General features: G+C 70.1%; 13 protein-coding genes. 4 read left to right on the top strand and 9 right to left on the bottom strand.

What is annotated here, in order from left to right:
- Window positions 1-11: 11 nt before the first annotated feature.
- From AB0E63_RS29650 to AB0E63_RS29640, 3 genes are read left to right on the top strand one after another with little or no spacing between them, the layout of a single operon-like run.
- Window positions 12-944: an ATP-binding cassette domain-containing protein gene (locus tag AB0E63_RS29650; protein WP_360373437.1), complete on the top strand. Its 933-nt coding sequence runs from the start codon at window positions 12-14 to the stop codon at window positions 942-944.
- Window positions 945-947: 3 nt separating this feature from the next.
- A complete protein-coding gene (locus tag AB0E63_RS29645) occupies window positions 948-2,363 on the top strand; it encodes an ABC transporter permease subunit (RefSeq protein ID WP_360373434.1) in 1,416 nt (471 codons plus the stop codon).
- A complete protein-coding gene (locus AB0E63_RS29640) occupies window positions 2,363-3,160 on the top strand; it encodes an ABC transporter permease (RefSeq protein ID WP_360373431.1) in 798 nt (265 codons plus the stop codon). Before AB0E63_RS29645 ends, AB0E63_RS29640 begins: the two co-directional genes overlap by 1 nt.
- A 7-nt stretch (window positions 3,161-3,167) precedes the next feature.
- Here the strand turns inward: AB0E63_RS29640 and AB0E63_RS29635 are convergent, their stop codons facing one another.
- From AB0E63_RS29635 to tkt, 9 genes are all read right to left on the bottom strand, one after another.
- A complete protein-coding gene (locus tag AB0E63_RS29635; protein WP_360373429.1) occupies window positions 3,168-3,575 on the bottom strand; it encodes an SRPBCC domain-containing protein in 408 nt (135 codons plus the stop codon).
- Window positions 3,576-3,649: 74 nt separating this feature from the next.
- Window positions 3,650-4,231, bottom strand: a complete 582-nt coding sequence (locus AB0E63_RS29630; protein WP_360373426.1) for a hypothetical protein — start codon at window positions 4,229-4,231, stop codon at window positions 3,650-3,652.
- Window positions 4,218-5,039: an isocitrate lyase/phosphoenolpyruvate mutase family protein gene (locus AB0E63_RS29625; protein WP_360373423.1), complete on the bottom strand. Its 822-nt coding sequence runs from the start codon at window positions 5,037-5,039 to the stop codon at window positions 4,218-4,220. The genes AB0E63_RS29630 and AB0E63_RS29625 overlap by 14 nt, the downstream gene beginning before the upstream one ends.
- Before the next feature lie 42 nt (window positions 5,040-5,081).
- Window positions 5,082-5,810: a 6-phosphogluconolactonase gene (pgl, locus tag AB0E63_RS29620; RefSeq protein WP_360373420.1), complete on the bottom strand. Its 729-nt coding sequence runs from the start codon at window positions 5,808-5,810 to the stop codon at window positions 5,082-5,084.
- Window positions 5,807-6,991, bottom strand: coding sequence for a glucose-6-phosphate dehydrogenase assembly protein OpcA (locus AB0E63_RS29615; protein WP_360373417.1), 1,185 nt, complete (start codon window positions 6,989-6,991; stop codon window positions 5,807-5,809). The genes pgl and AB0E63_RS29615 overlap by 4 nt, the downstream gene beginning before the upstream one ends.
- Window positions 6,988-8,538, bottom strand: coding sequence for a glucose-6-phosphate dehydrogenase (gene zwf, locus AB0E63_RS29610; protein WP_360373414.1), 1,551 nt, complete (start codon window positions 8,536-8,538; stop codon window positions 6,988-6,990). The genes AB0E63_RS29615 and zwf overlap by 4 nt, the downstream gene beginning before the upstream one ends.
- A 22-nt stretch (window positions 8,539-8,560) precedes the next feature.
- The gene (locus AB0E63_RS29605; protein WP_360373411.1) at window positions 8,561-10,144 is read right to left on the bottom strand and encodes a glucose-6-phosphate isomerase; all 1,584 of its coding nucleotides are present in this window, start codon (window positions 10,142-10,144) and stop codon (window positions 8,561-8,563) included.
- The gene (gene tal, locus AB0E63_RS29600) at window positions 10,141-11,250 is read right to left on the bottom strand and encodes a transaldolase (protein ID WP_360373408.1); all 1,110 of its coding nucleotides are present in this window, start codon (window positions 11,248-11,250) and stop codon (window positions 10,141-10,143) included. Before tal ends, AB0E63_RS29605 begins: the two co-directional genes overlap by 4 nt.
- 35 nt (window positions 11,251-11,285) lie before the next feature.
- Window positions 11,286-13,457: a transketolase gene (gene tkt, locus AB0E63_RS29595; protein WP_360373612.1), complete on the bottom strand. Its 2,172-nt coding sequence runs from the start codon at window positions 13,455-13,457 to the stop codon at window positions 11,286-11,288.
- Window positions 13,458-13,731: 274 nt separating this feature from the next.
- Here tkt and AB0E63_RS29590 point away from each other — a divergent pair, with 274 nt between their 5' ends.
- A complete protein-coding gene (locus AB0E63_RS29590; RefSeq protein WP_360373609.1) occupies window positions 13,732-14,646 on the top strand; it encodes a heme o synthase in 915 nt (304 codons plus the stop codon).
- Window positions 14,647-15,276 lie beyond the last annotated feature (630 nt).

Genomic DNA, 15,276 nt, shown 5'->3' with positions numbered 1-15,276 from the left:
GCGTCAACGCCATGGAAGCGAACACCGTCGAGGTGCACGAGCTACACAAGACCTACGGCGCCACGATCGCGGTGGACGGGCTCTCGTTCACCGTCCGGCCGGGTCAGGTGACCGGCTTCGTCGGGCCGAACGGTGCCGGCAAGTCGACGACGATGCGCGTGATCCTCGGGCTGGACGCGCCGGACAGGGGCAACGCACTGATCGGCGGACGCCGCTACCGGGACCTCGAGACGCCGTTGCGCGACGTCGGCGCGCTGCTCGATGCGGCCGCGGTCCATCCGGGCCGCAAGGCACGCGACCATCTGCTGTGGATGGCGCAGTACAACGGCTTGCCGGCCCGGCGCGTGGATGAGGTCCTCGAACAGGTGGGCCTCACCGAGGTGGCGCGACGCCGGGCCGGCGGGTTCTCCCTGGGGATGCGTCAGCGACTGGGCATCGCCGGCGCCCTGCTGGGGGATCCGCCGGTGCTGCTGTTCGACGAACCGGTGAACGGGCTGGATCCGGAGGGCATCGTGTGGATCCGCGGTCTGCTGAAGTCGCTGGCCGCGGACGGCCGAGCGGTGCTGGTGTCGAGTCACTTGATGGGTGAACTCGAGGGCAGCGCGGACCATCTGATCGTGATCGGCCGTGGCCGGCTGATCGCCGACACCACGGTGCACGAGTTGGTGGCCGCCGCATCGGCGGACCGGGTCGTGCTCCGCACGCTGGACCGGACGCAGGCGATGACAGTGCTGGCGACCGCCGGCGCCACCGTCGCCGCCACGGACCATGATCGGGTGACCGTCACCGGGCTGACGTCAGAGCAGGTCATCAAGATGCTGAACCAGCACGGTCTGGCGTTCACGGAGGTGGCCGCACATCGCGCGTCCTTGGAAGAGGCCTACATGGACCTGACCCGGGACGCGGTCGAGTTCGCCGCGCGGACCCCGCCCCAGGAGGTGTGAGCGATGCGCGGCTTCCTGCGGGTTCTGCACGGGGAGTGGACGAAGTTCCGCACGGTGCGCAGTACGGCGCTGTGCCTGGTCGCCGCCGTCGGAGTCAGCGTGCTGCTGGAAGTGCTGGGCTCGTCGGCCGGCAAGACCGATGCCAACGAGCTGCCGCGGTTCTCGGATCAGGCGTACTTCGTGCACAAGCCGCTGGCCGGCAATGGGTCGGTGATCGCCCGGGTCGTCAGCCAGCAGAGCAGTCATGAGTGGGCGAAGGCCGGCCTGCTGGTGAAGGCCGGCGTTGCGCCGGGAACGCCGTACGCCGCTGTGCTGGTCACGCCGGACCACGGCGTACGGATGGAGGCGATGTTCGACACCGAGCAGGCCGGTCCGGCCGACCGGGCGCCGCGCTGGCTCAAGCTGAGCCGGACCGGCAACTCGATCACCGGGTACTCGTCAGCCGACGGCCAGGCTTGGCAGGAGGTCGGCACGATGACCGTGGCTTTGCCGCGCGAGGTCGAGGTCGGCCTGTTCGTCGCGTCGCCACCGCGCTATGTGTCGACACGGACGGGCAGCGGGTCGGCGATTTCGATCGAGAACACCGTGGGTTCGGCGGTCTTCGACAGCGTCGCGCTGGCAGGGGCGCAACCGGGGCAGCAGGACTGGACCGGCCAGAACATCTCGACGCTTCCGTCGAAGCAGACCGGCGGGGTTCCGACCGGCGACCTGCGCCGGTCCGGCGACACGTTCACGATCACCGGATCGGGCGACATCTCCGGCTACGGCATCGGCAGCTGGCATTCGCCGGGGGAGGACGACGTGGTGCTGCTCAGCCTGTTCGGCGTCCGGGTCGGCATGATCGCGGTGATCGCGCTCGGCGTGCTGTGGATGACTGCGGAGTACCGGACCGGAATGATCCGTACGACGTTCGCCGCCGGACCCCGGCGCGGTCACGTGCTCGCCGCGAAGGCGGTCGTCCTCGGCGGCACGGTCTTCGTCGCCGGGCTGGTCGCGAGCGTTGCCTCGTTCCTGCTTGCCCAGCCGGGCATGCACGCGGGCGGTTACAATCCGCCTGCCTATCCGCATGTGTCGCTGCTCGACGGTCCTAGTCTGCGGGCGGTCATCGGTACGGCGATCTTCCTGGCCCTGATCGCGCTGTTCAGTCTCGGCATCGCGGTGCTCAGGCGGCGCACGGTCGGCGCGATCGTGTTCGTGATCGCGCTCGTCGTGGTGCCACAGATCGTCGTACCGGTGATCTCGCCGGAGGCCGATGTCTGGGCAAGCCGGCTGACGCCGATCGCGGGTCTGGCCGTCCAGCAAACCGTCGACCGGGCCGGCCAGGTGATCGGCCCGTGGGCAGGCCTGGGGGTGCTCTGCGCGTACGTCGTCGTCGCGCTCGGCCTGGCCCGCTGGCAACTCGGCCGCCGGGACGCGTGATGCGTGCCGGGCGGGCGTTGCGAGCAGAGTGGACCAAGCTGCGCACGGCGCCGAGTACGGGCTGGACGCTGCTCGCGGTGATCCTGTCGACAGCAGCGGTCGGTGGCTTGGTGACGTGGGATCTGACCCCGCCGAACTGCGCGCGCTCGGACCCGTCCTGCGACTTCGACCTCGCCAAACTCAGTCTGTCGGGCGTGTACCTCGGCCAGGCCGCGGTGATCGTGGTGGCCGCGCTGGCCGTCACCGCCGAGTACGAGACCGCGATGATCCGGACCACCTTGGCGGCCTGTCCGCGCCGATTCGCCGTACTGGCTGCGAAAGCGGTGACCGTCGGCGCGGCGGTCACCGGCGCTGCCGCCCTGAGTGTGCTCACGTCCTTGCTGGTCGGCCGCGGGTTCCTGGCAGCCAACGGGTTCACCGCGGCGGCGGGTTATCGGCCGCTGTCGCTCGCCGACGGGCCGATCTTGCGCGCGTACGGCGGAACCGTGCTGTACCTCGGCCTGGTCGCCCTGATCAGTCTCGGTGTCGCTTTCGTCGTCCGCCATACCGGCGGCACGGTGACGATCCTGCTCGTGCTGTTCTACGTCGCACCGATCGTTTCGATCGCCGTCACCGATCCGCGGTGGAAGGAGTGGATCCTGAAGGTCTCGCCGATGACGGCCGGCCTCGGGATCCAGGCGACACTGCGCCTGGACGCGCTGCCGATAGCACCGTGGTCGGGACTCGGTGTGCTCGCGCTTTATGCCGTGGCTGCCTTGTCTGCGGGCCTGATCCTGTTCCGCTTCCGGGACGCGTGAGCGAGGCTTACCGGCTGAAGTACGACGCCATGTGACCGAGCATGATCGCCACACCGGGCTTGATGGTCTTCTCGCCCTCGGCGGACAGGCCTACGCTCCGATAGTCCAGCTGGGTCCGCCCGCCGGCCAGCTCCGACAGTTGCACGGTGATCTCCTCGGCCGGCTCGTCGAAGAGGAGTACGACGCTGCGCGGCAGATCGACCGCGCCGAAGCGCAGGGTGAACGGCACCTCGGTGTCGCCTTCGCCGACGAACACGGCCGAGATCTGCCCACCGCGCCGCGCGTCGATGGTGACGCGGTCGGCCGGGGTGGTGAAGCCTTCCGCGAGGAACCAGGCGGCGAACGGCTCTGGCTCGGTGAAGGCGCGGGCGACCTCGGTCGGCGGTGCGTCGATGGTCTGGGTGAGGGTGAACATATCGCGGACCTCCTGGAGTCGGGCTGACTCCGGTACTGTGCCGCGACCGGCTTACGGAATCTTTCCGGTCGGGATCAGTCCGGCCGGGGGACTGAGGTCGAGCGACCGAGGCGGAGACTCCAGAGCGGGAAGAGCAGGTAGGTGCCCGCCCAGCTGAAGCCGCCGAAGTAGGTCCAGGCGGGCGCAGCGTCCATGTCGTCGACACCCATGGCGATGCCGGGTGCGCTGACGAAGCCGAGCAGCATCACGATGCCGGCAACCAGGCCGGCTCTCCTCAGCTGACTGAGCCAGGGGTCGTCGGGCCTTCGGTTGATCGCGACCAGCCAGATCCCGATCATCGCGAACCCGAGGCTCGACACCAGACCCGCGAGGAAGAACCCGGTCGCGTCGGTGAGGACCAGGATCGAACCGATGACGGTGATCGCGGCGCCGAGCGCCGCGATCACCACGAACGCGCGCCCAGCGGTCACGCCGGCCTGCTGGCACCGCCAAGCCAGCGCAGCGCTGAGCAGCCCCAGTACGCCGTTGCCGACGTCGTTGACGGCTCCGAACGCGTCGATTCCGAGGTAGAGCAGGATCAGGCACAGGCAGGTTCCGAGGCCGACGATCCCGTGGATCGTCGGCAGCGTCCGGAGGCTTCCTTCAGGCCGGCTCACCCTTGGATGATCGCGCAAATAGCAGGTTGAGGTCAGCCTGCGGGATCTGGTCGGCCGCGAAGGTGATGGTGCCTTTGGTGGCTAGTTCTTCGGCGCTGCGGCGGATGAAGCCGAGGGCCGCTCGGGCGATGCTGCCGCCGAGGCTGATCCGGGCGACGCCGGCGGACTGGAGGTCGGCGACGGTGAGGGTCGACGTACCGAGGCCGATGACGACGTTGAGGGGTCCGTCGATCTCCCGGACGAGGGTGCGGATCTCGTCGAGGTCGTTCACGCCGGGGACGTAGAGGCAGTCGGCGCCCGCCGCGCGGAAGCGGTTGGCGCGATCGATGGAGTCGCTCAGCGAGGTCGGCGTACGCAGCAACTGACCGTCGGTCCGGGCCGTCAGCACGAAGTCGGAGCCGGCGGCCTCGCGGGCGGCGACGATGCGCTCCACGGACAGCTCGACGTCGTACAGCTCCCGCCCGTCGTAGTCCTCGATGTTCCCGCCGGCCAGCCCGGCGTCGCGGGCCAGGGCGATCGTGTCCGCAACCCGTGAAGGCTGAGCTCCGTACCCGTCCTCGAGGTCGCCGTTGACGGGTACGGCGCTCACCGCCGTGATCTCCCGGATCCGCTCGAACATGACCTCACGGGACACCGACGGCGCGCCATCGGGCAGCGTGTGATCGCCCTTCGCCAGCGAGAAGGCGATCCCGGCACTGGTGGTCGCGATCGCCGGAAAGCCCGCCTCCGCGAGGAGTACGGCGCTGCCGGCGTCCCAGGCGTTCGGCATCACGAAGTGACCGGTGTGCAGCCCGCGGAAGCTCGTCATGCCGCCGAGTCTGCCACCCAGACTGTTCGGCGCCCGCCGAAGTCAGCCTTGACTCTCGGACAGTCCTCCAGCGGCTGCTTGGTCGAGCAACCATAGGGTGCGGTCGAGGCCGCGGGGGCGTGCCGCGGGGACGTCGCCGCCGGACAGGGCCTTCGCGACCGCGTCCGCCTTGTCCTCGCCGGAGACCACGAACCACACCTCGCGCGCCCGGTCGATGGCCGGGAGGGTGAGGGAGACCCGGGTCGGCGGTGGCTTGGGGGAGTCGTGGACGGCGACCGCGGCAACGTCGGTGATCTTCACCTGCGGATAGCCCGGGAACAGCGACGCCACATGCCCGTCCGGACCAACGCCGAGCATCAGTACGTCGAAGGTCGGTGAGCCGGCCGCGGCCAACTCGGCCGCGTAGGCCTCGGCTGCTGCCTCGGCGCCCTGGCCCGTGTCGGCCGGCATCGGGTGCACCCTGGCCGGGTCGACGTCCACATGCGAGAGCAGAGCATCCCTTGCCTGCGTCTCGTTGCGCTCCGGATCGCCGTCGGGCAGGAAGCGCTCGTCACCCCACCAGAACTCGACCCGGCTCCAGTCGATCGCGGTCCGGGCCGGCGACTCCGCGACGGCCCGGTGGACGACCGCGGCGACGCGACCGCCGGTCAGCACGACCTGTGCGACCCGACCGTTGCTCTGGGCATCGACCACCGCAGTGAGGAAGCGCGCCGCGACGGCGTGGGCGAGGCCCTCGGCGTCGCGGTTCAGCAGGACGGACGGGACGCTCATGAGCGTCCCGCCACCCGCTTGCTAGCCGTCTTCTTCGCGGCCGTCTTCTTGGCCGCGGCCTTCTTGACCGCCGTCTTCTTGGCCACGGTCTTCTTGGCAGCCGTCCTGCGTACGGTCGCCTTCTTCGCCCCGGACTTCTCGGCCGCAGCCTTCGCGGTCGCAGCCGCCTTCTTCGCCGAAGCCGGCGAGGCCTCGGCCGTCCGGGCTGCCGCTGTCGACACCGCCGACTGCACCGATCGCTTGTCCGCAGCGTCGACCTTCTTCGCGGCTTCCGGCAGGTTCTCCCGGTCGACCATGCACGCCAGCGTCTTCGCGTACACGTCGTCCGGGTCGAGCCGCCGCAACTCCTCGCTCAGCAGCTCGGACGTCGTACGGCGCTTCAACGCCACCGGCCGATCCGGCTGCCCAGGGATGCTGAACGTCGCCACCGAACCGTCCGGCCGGGTCAGCGCGATCGGCCCCGACGGCGTGAACATCCGGACGGCGGTCACGCCCGGGCCGCGCGAGTTCTTCTGCTCGACCGGGACGCCGAGCCGGCACTGCAGCCACGCGGCCATCAGGTCCGCACTCGGATTGCCCTTGGCCGACACGACCTCGGCAGCCGTCACCGTGGTCGGGTACTGATCCAGGGCAGCCGCCATCAGCGCGCGCCACGGGGTCAGCCGGGCCCACGCGAAGTCGGTGTCGCCGGGCTGGTAGCCCTCGGCCCGCGCGGTGAAGTCGACGGAGGCGCGACGGGTCGCCGCCGCGTCCGTCACCCGGCGCCGGCCGAGCCGGCCCAGTGGGTCGTCGGCCGGAACCTTCGGTCCGCCACCCGGCCACCAAACGATGACGGGGGAGTCGGGCAGCAGCAGCGGCGTGACCACGGACTCCGGCACCTTGGCCAGCTCGCCGTGCAGCCGGAGCAGCACCGCCTCGCCAGGGATGCCTTCGCCGACGCGGACCTCCGCGTCCAGGCCGGTCGCGCCGCGGCCGGGCCGCAGGATCGCAACGAGCACCCGGGACGGGTGCTCTCGGCCGGCCTCGTTCGCGGCCTTCATCGCGTCGTGGTGGGAAGCCTCGTCGACGACCACCACGATCGTGCCGACCATGCCCATCGCCGGCGAGCCCGCGTTCCGGCGGGCCTTCAGCAGCGCCGAGGCGATCTCGCTCGACGTCGTGTCGGTGAGGTCGATGATCATGGCCGCCTCCAGGCGCGTCCGTCGCGGGCGAGCATCTCGTGCGCCGAGTCCGGGCCCCAGCCGCCGGACGCGTACTGCTCCGGCGTGCCGTGCTTGGCCCAGTAGTTGATCACCGGGTCGAGGATCTTCCAGCCCAGCTCCACCTCGGTGTGCTGCGGGAACAGCGGCGGATCACCGAGCAGGACGTCGAGGATGAGCCGCTCGTACGCCTCGGGTGAGGACTCCGTGAACGAACCGCCGTACTGGAAGTCCATGTTGACGTCGCGGATCTCCATCATCGTGCCGGGCACCTTGGCGCCGAAGCGCATGGTGATGCCCTCGTCCGGCTGGATCCGCAGCACCAGTGCGTTCTGGCCGAGCTCTTCGGTCTCGGTCTTGTTGAACGGCAGGTGCGGTGCGCGCTTGAACATCACCGCGACCTCGGTGACCCGGCGGCCCAGGCGCTTGCCCGTACGCAGGTAGAACGGAACCCCTGCCCAGCGACGGGTGTCGACGTCGACGCGCAACGCAGCGAAGGTCTCGGTCGCTGAGGACGCCGGGATGCCGTCCTCCTGCAGGTAGCCCTTGACCTTGGTGCCACCGGCCCAGCCGGCCGCGTACTGACCGCGGGCGGAGTGCAGGTCGAGGCGCTCCGGCAGTTGCACCGCGGCGAGAACCTTCTTCTTCTCCTGGCGCAGCGACCAGGCGTCGAAGCTGACCGGCTCTTCCATCGCAACGAGCGCGAGCAGTTGGAGCAGGTGGTTCTGGATCACGTCGCGGGCCGCGCCGATGCCGTCGTAGTACCCGGCCCGGCCGCCGATGCCGATGTCCTCGGCCATGGTGATCTGGACGTGGTCGACGTAGTGGCTGTTCCACACCGGCTCGAACATGGCGTTGGCGAACCGCAGCGCCAGCATGTTCTGGACGGTTTCCTTGCCCAGGTAGTGGTCGATCCGGAAGACCGCCTCGGGCGGGAACACGGACTCGACCACGCGGTTCAGCTCCCGCGCGCTCTTCAGGTCGTGGCCGAACGGCTTCTCGATCACCACCCGCCGCCACGAGCCGGGCGTCTCGTCGGTCAGCCCGTGCTCGGACAGCTGCCGCACGACCTCCGGGAACAGCCCCGGCGGGATGGACAGGTAGAAGGCGTGGTTGCCACCGGTACCGCGGGTGACGTCCAGCTCGTCCACGGTTTCCCGCAGCCGCTTGAACGCCTCGTCGTCGGTCAGGTCACCCGGCACGAACCGGAAGCCCTCGGCGAGCTGCTGCCAGACCTCCTCGCGGAACGGCGTCCGGGCGTGCTCCTTCACCGAGTCGTGCACGATCTGGGCGAAGTCCTGGTTGGTGTAGTCGCGGCGGGCGAACCCGACCAGGGCGAAACCCGGGGGCAGCAGCCCCCGGTTCGCGAGGTCGTAGACCGCCGGCATCAGCTTCTTGCGGGCCAGGTCGCCGGTGACACCGAAGATCACCAGGCTGCACGGCCCGGCGATCCGCGGCAGCCGCCGGTCCTGCGGGTCCCGCAGCGGGTTCACCGGGCCGGCCGGCCCGTCGTCGAGCTCAGCGGTCATCAGCCGCTTCCCTCCGAGGTTTCTAGTTACCGAACAGGGACAGGAGTTGCTGTACGCCGCTCGCCGGATCGGTCAGGTGGAGCCGCAGCACCGGACGGCCGCGCTCGGCGAGCACATTCGCGTCTCCGGCGGCCTGCGCCGAGATCAGTGTGCCGAACGTGAACGGCCGATCGGGGATTTCCACATCCGTCGGGTGTGCCGCGGTGATCTGCAGGAACACGCCCTGCGGGTGGCCACCCTTGTGGTACTGACCGGTCGAGTGCAGGAACCGCGGACCCCAGCCGAAGGTCACCGGCCGTCCCGTCCGCGACGCCAGCGCCGGCCGAACACCCGCCAGGTCGGCGTCGCGCTCGGAGTCCAGGTACGCCATCACGGCCAGGTAGCCGACCGCGTCGAGCTTGCCCAGCAGCGCGTCGACCGCGCCCTGCAGCGAGTCCACACCGTCCAGCAGACCCTCGGAGCCACGGACCTCGACGACACCGTCGGTGAAGGCCGCCGCCTCGGGCTCGGGCTGAGCGTCCAGCAGACCGCGAGCGGCCTTCTTCGCGCTCTCCACGTCCGGCTGGTCGAACGGGTCGATGCCCAGCAGGTAGCCGGCCACCGCCGTCGCCACCTCCCAGAGCAGGAACTGACCACCGAGCGAACCCGAGGTCAGCGCCGTCGGAACACCGCTCGTCGCCTTCTCCGCCAGCAGCGCGTTGGTCAGGTCCGCCGCCTCGCTGCGCAGCTCCGGCGCACCGACCTCGACCGCGACCGGCAGTACGCCGGTGCCCTGCTTGCCGGTGCTTTCCGCGATCAGCTGCTCGGCCCAGTCCGGGAACCCGACGATGTCGGACCCGTCGGCCGTGATGATCGCTTTGTCCCGGCCCGCGCTGGCCGCGAGTACGGCGCCCAGCCACAGGGCCGGGTTGTCCGTCGAGTCAGCCTGCAGAGCCGGGGCGGCCTCGGCCGCCTGGTCGAGCAGCTCGGCGATGTCGGCCCCGGCCAGACCGGACGGAACCAGTCCGAACGCGGTCAGCGCGCTGTAGCGGCCGCCCACGTTCGGGTCGGCCAGGAACGTCTTGCGGTACCCCTCGTCGGCCGACAGCTTCTCGAACGGCGACCCCGGGTCCGTCACCACGACGACTCGCGAAGCGGCGTCGATGCCCGCGTCGGTGAACGCCTTGACGAAGGTCCGCCGGTGGCTGTCCGTCTCGACCGTCCCACCGGACTTGCTGGACACCACGATCACTGTCTTCGACAGGTCACCGGCCAGCGCCCGCCCGACCACGCTGGGGTCGGTCGAGTCCAGTACGACGAGCTCCACGCCGGCGGTCCGGGTGATCACCTCGGGTGCCAGCGACGAACCGCCCATGCCGGACAGCACGATCCGGTCCAGACCCTCGGAACGCAGGTCCGCCTGCAGGGCCTCGATCTCGGCCAGCAGCGGCCGCGAGGTCTCGTGCAGGTCGACCCAGCCGAGCCGGATCGAGGCCTCGGACTCCGCGTCCGGACCCCAGATCGTCGCGTCCTTCGCGGCGATCCGGGACGCGATCTTCTCCTCGACGAGCTTGCCGACCACCTCGGCCCAGTCGCCGTTCTGCGTGCTGACCTGCGGAGCGCTCACTTGGCCGCACCCTTCAGGGCCGCGGTGACGGTGTCCTGCAGCTCCGACCAGGACGCGTCGAACTTCGCCACGCCCTCGTCCTCGAGCACCTGCACGACCTCGTCGTACGAGATGCCGAGCCGCTCCAGGTCGTCGATCACCTTGCGGTCGCCGGCGTAGTCGCCGCGGACCGTGTCACCGGAGAACTCGCTGTGCTCCTCGGCCGCCTTGATGGTTGCCTCGGGCATCGTGTTGACCACGCCGCTGGTGACCAGGTTGTCGACGTACAGCGTGGGGGAGTACGCCGGGTCCTTGGTGCCGGTGGAGGCCCACAGCGGGCGCTGCGGCTTGGCGCCGGCGGTCTCGATCTCGCGCCAGCGGTCGGTGTCGAAGATCTCCTCGTACGCCTCGAAGGCGAGCCGGGCGTTGGCGATCGCGGCCTTGCCCTTGAGCGCCTTCGCCTGGTCGGTGCCGATCGCGTCCAGCCGCTTGTCCACCTCGGTGTCGACCCGGCTGACGAAGAACGACGCCACGCTGGCCAGCTTGGTCACGTCGTGGCCGTTCTCGATCGCCTGCTCGAGGCCGGACAGGAACGCGTCCACGACCGCCTTGTAGCGGTCGAGGGAGAAGATCAGCGTCACGTTCACGCTGATCCCGGCGGCCAGCGTCGCGGTGATCGCCGGCAGGCCCGCCTTGGTGGCGGGGATCTTCACGAAGACGTTCTCCCGGCCGACGATGTCCCACAGCAGCTTGGCCTGCTCGATCGTCTTGCCGGTGTCGTGGGCCAGGCTCGGCTCGACCTCGATCGAGACCCGGCCGTCCTGCCCCTCGGTGTCGTCGTAGACCGGTTTGAAGAGGTCGGCGGCGTTCCGGACGTCGTCGGTCGTGATCGCCCGGATCGCCAGGTCGGTGCTGACGCCGTCGGCGGCCAGGCGGGACACCTGCTCGGCGTACGCGTCGGCGTCCGAGATCGCCTTGGCGAAGATGGTCGGGTTGGTGGTCACGCCGACCACGTGCTTGTCCTGGATCAGGGCGGCCAGGCTTCCGCTGGTCAGCCGCTCCCGGGAGAGGTCGTCGAGCCAGATGGAGACACCCGCGTCAGCGAGTGCTTTCAAGCGATCGTTCATGTCCGAAGCCTTCCGAATCTTCTGTTGTGGGTGTCTCAGTTGGCGGCGTCGGCGGGTCCGACCGGGCCGGCGGCGGCGCGCTTGGGCGGCACGCCCGGGCCGCTGATCCCGGCGGCGGTGGCGATGCTGTCCTTGGCGGCCTGGACGACGGCCTCGGCGGTGATGCCGAACTCGTCGTACAGGGTCTGGTAGGCGGCCGACGCGCCGTAGTGCTCCAGGCTGACCGTGCGGCCGGCGTCGCCGACGATGTCGTGCCAGCTCTGTGCGATCCCGGCCTCGACCGAGACCCGGGCCCGGACGTCCGCCGGGATGACGGACTCGCGGTACGCGTCGTCCTGCTCGTCGAACCACTCGCGGGAGACCATCGAGACGACGCGCGCCTTGATGCCCTCGGCGGCCAGCGTGTTGCGGGCCTCGACGGCCAGCTGCAGCTCGGAGCCGGTCCCGATCAGGACCACGTCCGGCGTGCCGTCGGTGTCGAGCAGCGTGTAGCCGCCCTTCTTCACGTTCTCCGTGGTGGCGAAGCCGTCGGTGCCCCGCGGGAACGTCGGCACGTTCTGCCGGGTCAGCGCCAGGCCGGCCGGGCGGTCGGTGTGCTCGAGGATCGTGGCCCACGCGGCCGCGGTCTCGTTGGCGTCACCAGGCCGTACGACGTCCAGGCCCGGGATGGCCCGCAGTGCCGACAGGTGCTCGATCGGCTGGTGCGTCGGGCCGTCCTCGCCGAGGCCGATCGAGTCGTGCGTCCACACGTAGGTGACCGGGAGCCGCATCAGCGCGGCCAGCCGGACCGCCGGGCGCATGTAGTCGCTGAAGACCAGGAACGTACCGCCGTACGGGCGGGTCAGGCCGTGCAGGGCGATGCCGTTCAGCACCGAGCCCATGCCGTGCTCGCGGATGCCGAAGTGCAGGACCCGGCCGTACTCGTTGCCCTGGAACTCCTTGGTGGCGTGCTCGGCCGGGATGAACGACGGCTCACCCTTCGGGGTGGTGTTGTTCGAACCGGCCAGGTCGGCCGAACCGCCCCAGAGCTCGGGCAGCTCCGGCGCCAGCTTGGTCAGCACGTCACCGGAGGCGGCGCGGGTGGCCACGCCCTTGGCGTCGGCGTCCCAGCTCGGCAGCGCGTCCTTCCAGCCGGCCGGCAGCTCACGCTTGCCCAGCCGGTCGTACAGCTCCGCGCGCTCCGGGGTGGCCGTCCGCCAGGCGTCGTACTTGATGTTCCAGTCGTCCTGCAGGGCCTTGCCGCGGTCGAGCGCCTTGCGGGTGTAGGCGATCACGTCGTCGGCGACCTGGAAGGTCTGCTCCGGGTCCCAGCCGAGCACCTTCTTGGTCGCGGCGACCTCGTCGGCACCGAGGGCGGACCCGTGGATCTTGCCGGTGTTCTGCTTGGTCGGGGCCGGCCAGCCGATGATCGTGTGCAGCCGGATGAAGCTCGGCTTGTCGGTGACCGCCCGGGCCGCCTCGATGGCGTCGTACAGGGCCTGGGCGTCCTCCTCGTAGCCGGTGCCGCCGTTGGTCCAGTCGACGTCCTGGACGTGCCAGCCGTACGCCGCGTAACGGGCCGCGACGTCCTCGGAGAACGCGATGTTGGTGTCGTCCTCGATCGAGATCTTGTTCGCGTCGTAGATCACCGTGAGGTTGCCGAGCTGCTGGTGACCGGCCAGCGAGGACGCCTCCGCCGAGACACCTTCCTCCAGGTCACCGTCCGAAGCGATCACGTAGATCTGGTGGTCGAACACACCCGCGCCGGAGGCTGCCTCGGGCTCGAGCAGGCCGCGCTCGCGGCGGGCCGCCATCGCCATGCCGACCGCGTTGCCGACGCCCTGGCCGAGCGGGCCGGTGGTCGTCTCGACACCGGGGGTGTGGGCGTACTCCGGGTGACCGGGGGTCCTGCTGCCCCAGGTCCGCAGCGCCTTCAGGTCGTCCAGCTCGAGGCCGAAGCCGGCCAGGTACAGCTGGATGTACAGGGTGAGGCTGGAGTGACCGGCCGAGAGCACGAACCGGTCGCGGCCGGCCCAGTGCGGGTCGGCCGGGTTGTGCCGCATCACCTTCTGGAACAGCAGGTACGCCGCCGGTGCCAGGCTCATCGCCGTCCCGGGGTGGCCGTTGCCGACCTTCTCGACCGCGTCCATAGCGAGCACCCGCACGGTGTCGACCGCGCGCTGGTCGAGCTCGGTCCATTCAAGCTTGGGGCTGGTCTTCTCCGTCACGCCGGCGGCGCTCCTCTCGATGGCTGTGGACACGTACTGGTCCTCCGCCAGGAGCCTACTCGCCAGCACGTTTCAGGCTTCTCACAGACAAGCAACTCGGACATGTCCATCGTTGTTCCCGGACTCACCCAGGGGGGTGGTCAGCCCCTCCTACGAGGCGTCGTAGACTGTCGAATCGTCAGCGCCGGGCCTCCGGCGTCAACCCACTGTTTTCGAGGTGTTCGTGACGGCCGTCGACCCGCGTCCAGCCGCGACGACGTCGTACCCGACGCCGCTGGTGGACGCTCCTGCTGTAGTGAGTCCGTCGGTGCGCGACGTGGTGAAGGCGTACGTCGGTCTGACCAAGCCACGCATCATCGAGCTGCTGCTGATCACCACGGTGCCGGTGATGTTCCTGGCCGCCGGGGGAGTGCCCGGTCTGGGCGTCGTCGCGGCCACCCTGGTCGGCGGCATCCTGGCCTCCGGCAGCGCCAACACGATCAACTGCGTGCTGGACCGCGACATCGACGAGCAGATGCGCCGGACCCGTCGCCGGCCGCTGCCGCGGCACGCGGTCAGCCCGCGCTCGGCGACGATCTTCGGTGTCGTGCTCGGCATCCTGGCCACGCTCGAGCTCGGGTTCTTCGTCAACTGGCTGTCGTCCGGCCTGGCGCTCGCCGCGAACCTGTTCTACGTGTTCGGCTACACGATGGTGCTCAAGCGCCGGACCGTGCAGAACATCGTCTGGGGCGGGATCGCCGGCTGCTTCCCGACCCTGATCGGCTGGACCGCGGTCACCAACGAGCTGGCCTGGACGCCGATCGTGCTGTTCGGGGTGGTGTTCTTCTGGACCCCGCCGCACACCTGGTCGCTGGCGATGCGCTACCGCGAGGACTACGCGTCGGTCGACGTACCGATGCTGCCTGTAGTCGCCACCCCGGTCGCCACCGCCCGGCAGATCATGGCCTACTCGGTGGTCATGGTGATCACCTCGATCGCCCTGTGGCCGGTCGCCGACACCGGCTTCGTCTACCCGCTGGCCGCGATCGTGCTCGGCGTGCTCTTCCTCCGCGAGGCCCGCGCGTTGTTGCTCCGAGCCCACACCGGCGCCGACGGAGCCGCCCTCCGCCCCATGCGCCTGTTCCACTTCTCCAACATCTACTTGGCCCTCCTCTTCATAGCCGCAGCCATCGACCCCCTCCTGCACTAACCCCCCTGGGTACGTCGGCGCTGTGGGCCTAGGTGACTGTGGTGCCGCGGCTCCGGGCTGCGTGATGGTGCTAGTCGGGGTGGCATGCGTCAAGGGCGCCTTTGGCGTCCCTGCGGGACCTTCGACCCTTGACCCACACCACCCCGACCAGGGAAGGCCGCAGCTATGCCCGGAGCCGCTCAGCCGAGTGGTCGCACGCCAACCGGATTCCGTCAACGAACCGGGTGGTGAGCGCGCCGGGTATTTGAACCGGGTGGCTCTGCGGTCGGGCTGGGTCGGTCGAGCAGTTGGGTGGTGCTGCTCGTCGCTGTGTCGAGTCGTGGAGATTGGCGCCCACCCGATCCGCCGAGTCGCGGGAACTGGTTGCGCCACGCCGACGAGTCCCCGCCAAGATCCACGACTCGCCGCCCAGACCGCGCCCGGCCCGGCCTCAGCCCGGGATGTGGTCGGATCCGTCCGCATCGCGGGAATTGGGCCTGAGATCGGGGTAACTGCAGGGGGCTTGCACCCCGGGTGGTGGGGGGGGTGAAGGTTGTTGGGGTGGTTTTCCCACCCCCCCGGGCCCCAACCCCCCCCGACCCCCCCCCCCCCCCCGCCCCCGGCCCGCGGTCGGCCCAGGGGGACGGCGGG

This window comes from Kribbella sp. NPDC026596, from assembly GCF_040638415.1.
Taxonomy (GTDB): Bacteria; Actinomycetota; Actinomycetes; order Propionibacteriales; family Kribbellaceae; genus Kribbella.
The sequence above is the reverse complement of the archived record's forward strand: the minus strand, read 5'-3'. Positions and strand labels throughout refer to the sequence as shown.

What these genes read in the sequence shown, in the direction of transcription:
- AB0E63_RS29650 (WP_360373437.1), top strand. Translation starts at nt 12, where the DNA reads ATGGAAGCGAACACCGTCGAGGTGCACGAGCTACACAAGACCTACGGC.
- AB0E63_RS29645 (WP_360373434.1), top strand. Translation starts at nt 948, where the DNA reads ATGCGCGGCTTCCTGCGGGTTCTGCACGGGGAGTGGACGAAGTTCCGC.
- AB0E63_RS29640 (WP_360373431.1), top strand. Translation starts at nt 2,363, where the DNA reads ATGCGTGCCGGGCGGGCGTTGCGAGCAGAGTGGACCAAGCTGCGCACG.
- AB0E63_RS29635 (WP_360373429.1), bottom strand. Translation starts at nt 3,575, where the DNA reads ATGTTCACCCTCACCCAGACCATCGACGCACCGCCGACCGAGGTCGCC.
- AB0E63_RS29625 (WP_360373423.1), bottom strand. Translation starts at nt 5,039, where the DNA reads ATGACGAGCTTCCGCGGGCTGCACACCGGTCACTTCGTGATGCCGAAC.
- pgl (WP_360373420.1), bottom strand. Translation starts at nt 5,810, where the DNA reads ATGAGCGTCCCGTCCGTCCTGCTGAACCGCGACGCCGAGGGCCTCGCC.
- AB0E63_RS29615 (WP_360373417.1), bottom strand. Translation starts at nt 6,991, where the DNA reads ATGATCATCGACCTCACCGACACGACGTCGAGCGAGATCGCCTCGGCG.
- zwf (WP_360373414.1), bottom strand. Translation starts at nt 8,538, where the DNA reads ATGACCGCTGAGCTCGACGACGGGCCGGCCGGCCCGGTGAACCCGCTG.
- tal (WP_360373408.1), bottom strand. Translation starts at nt 11,250, where the DNA reads ATGAACGATCGCTTGAAAGCACTCGCTGACGCGGGTGTCTCCATCTGG.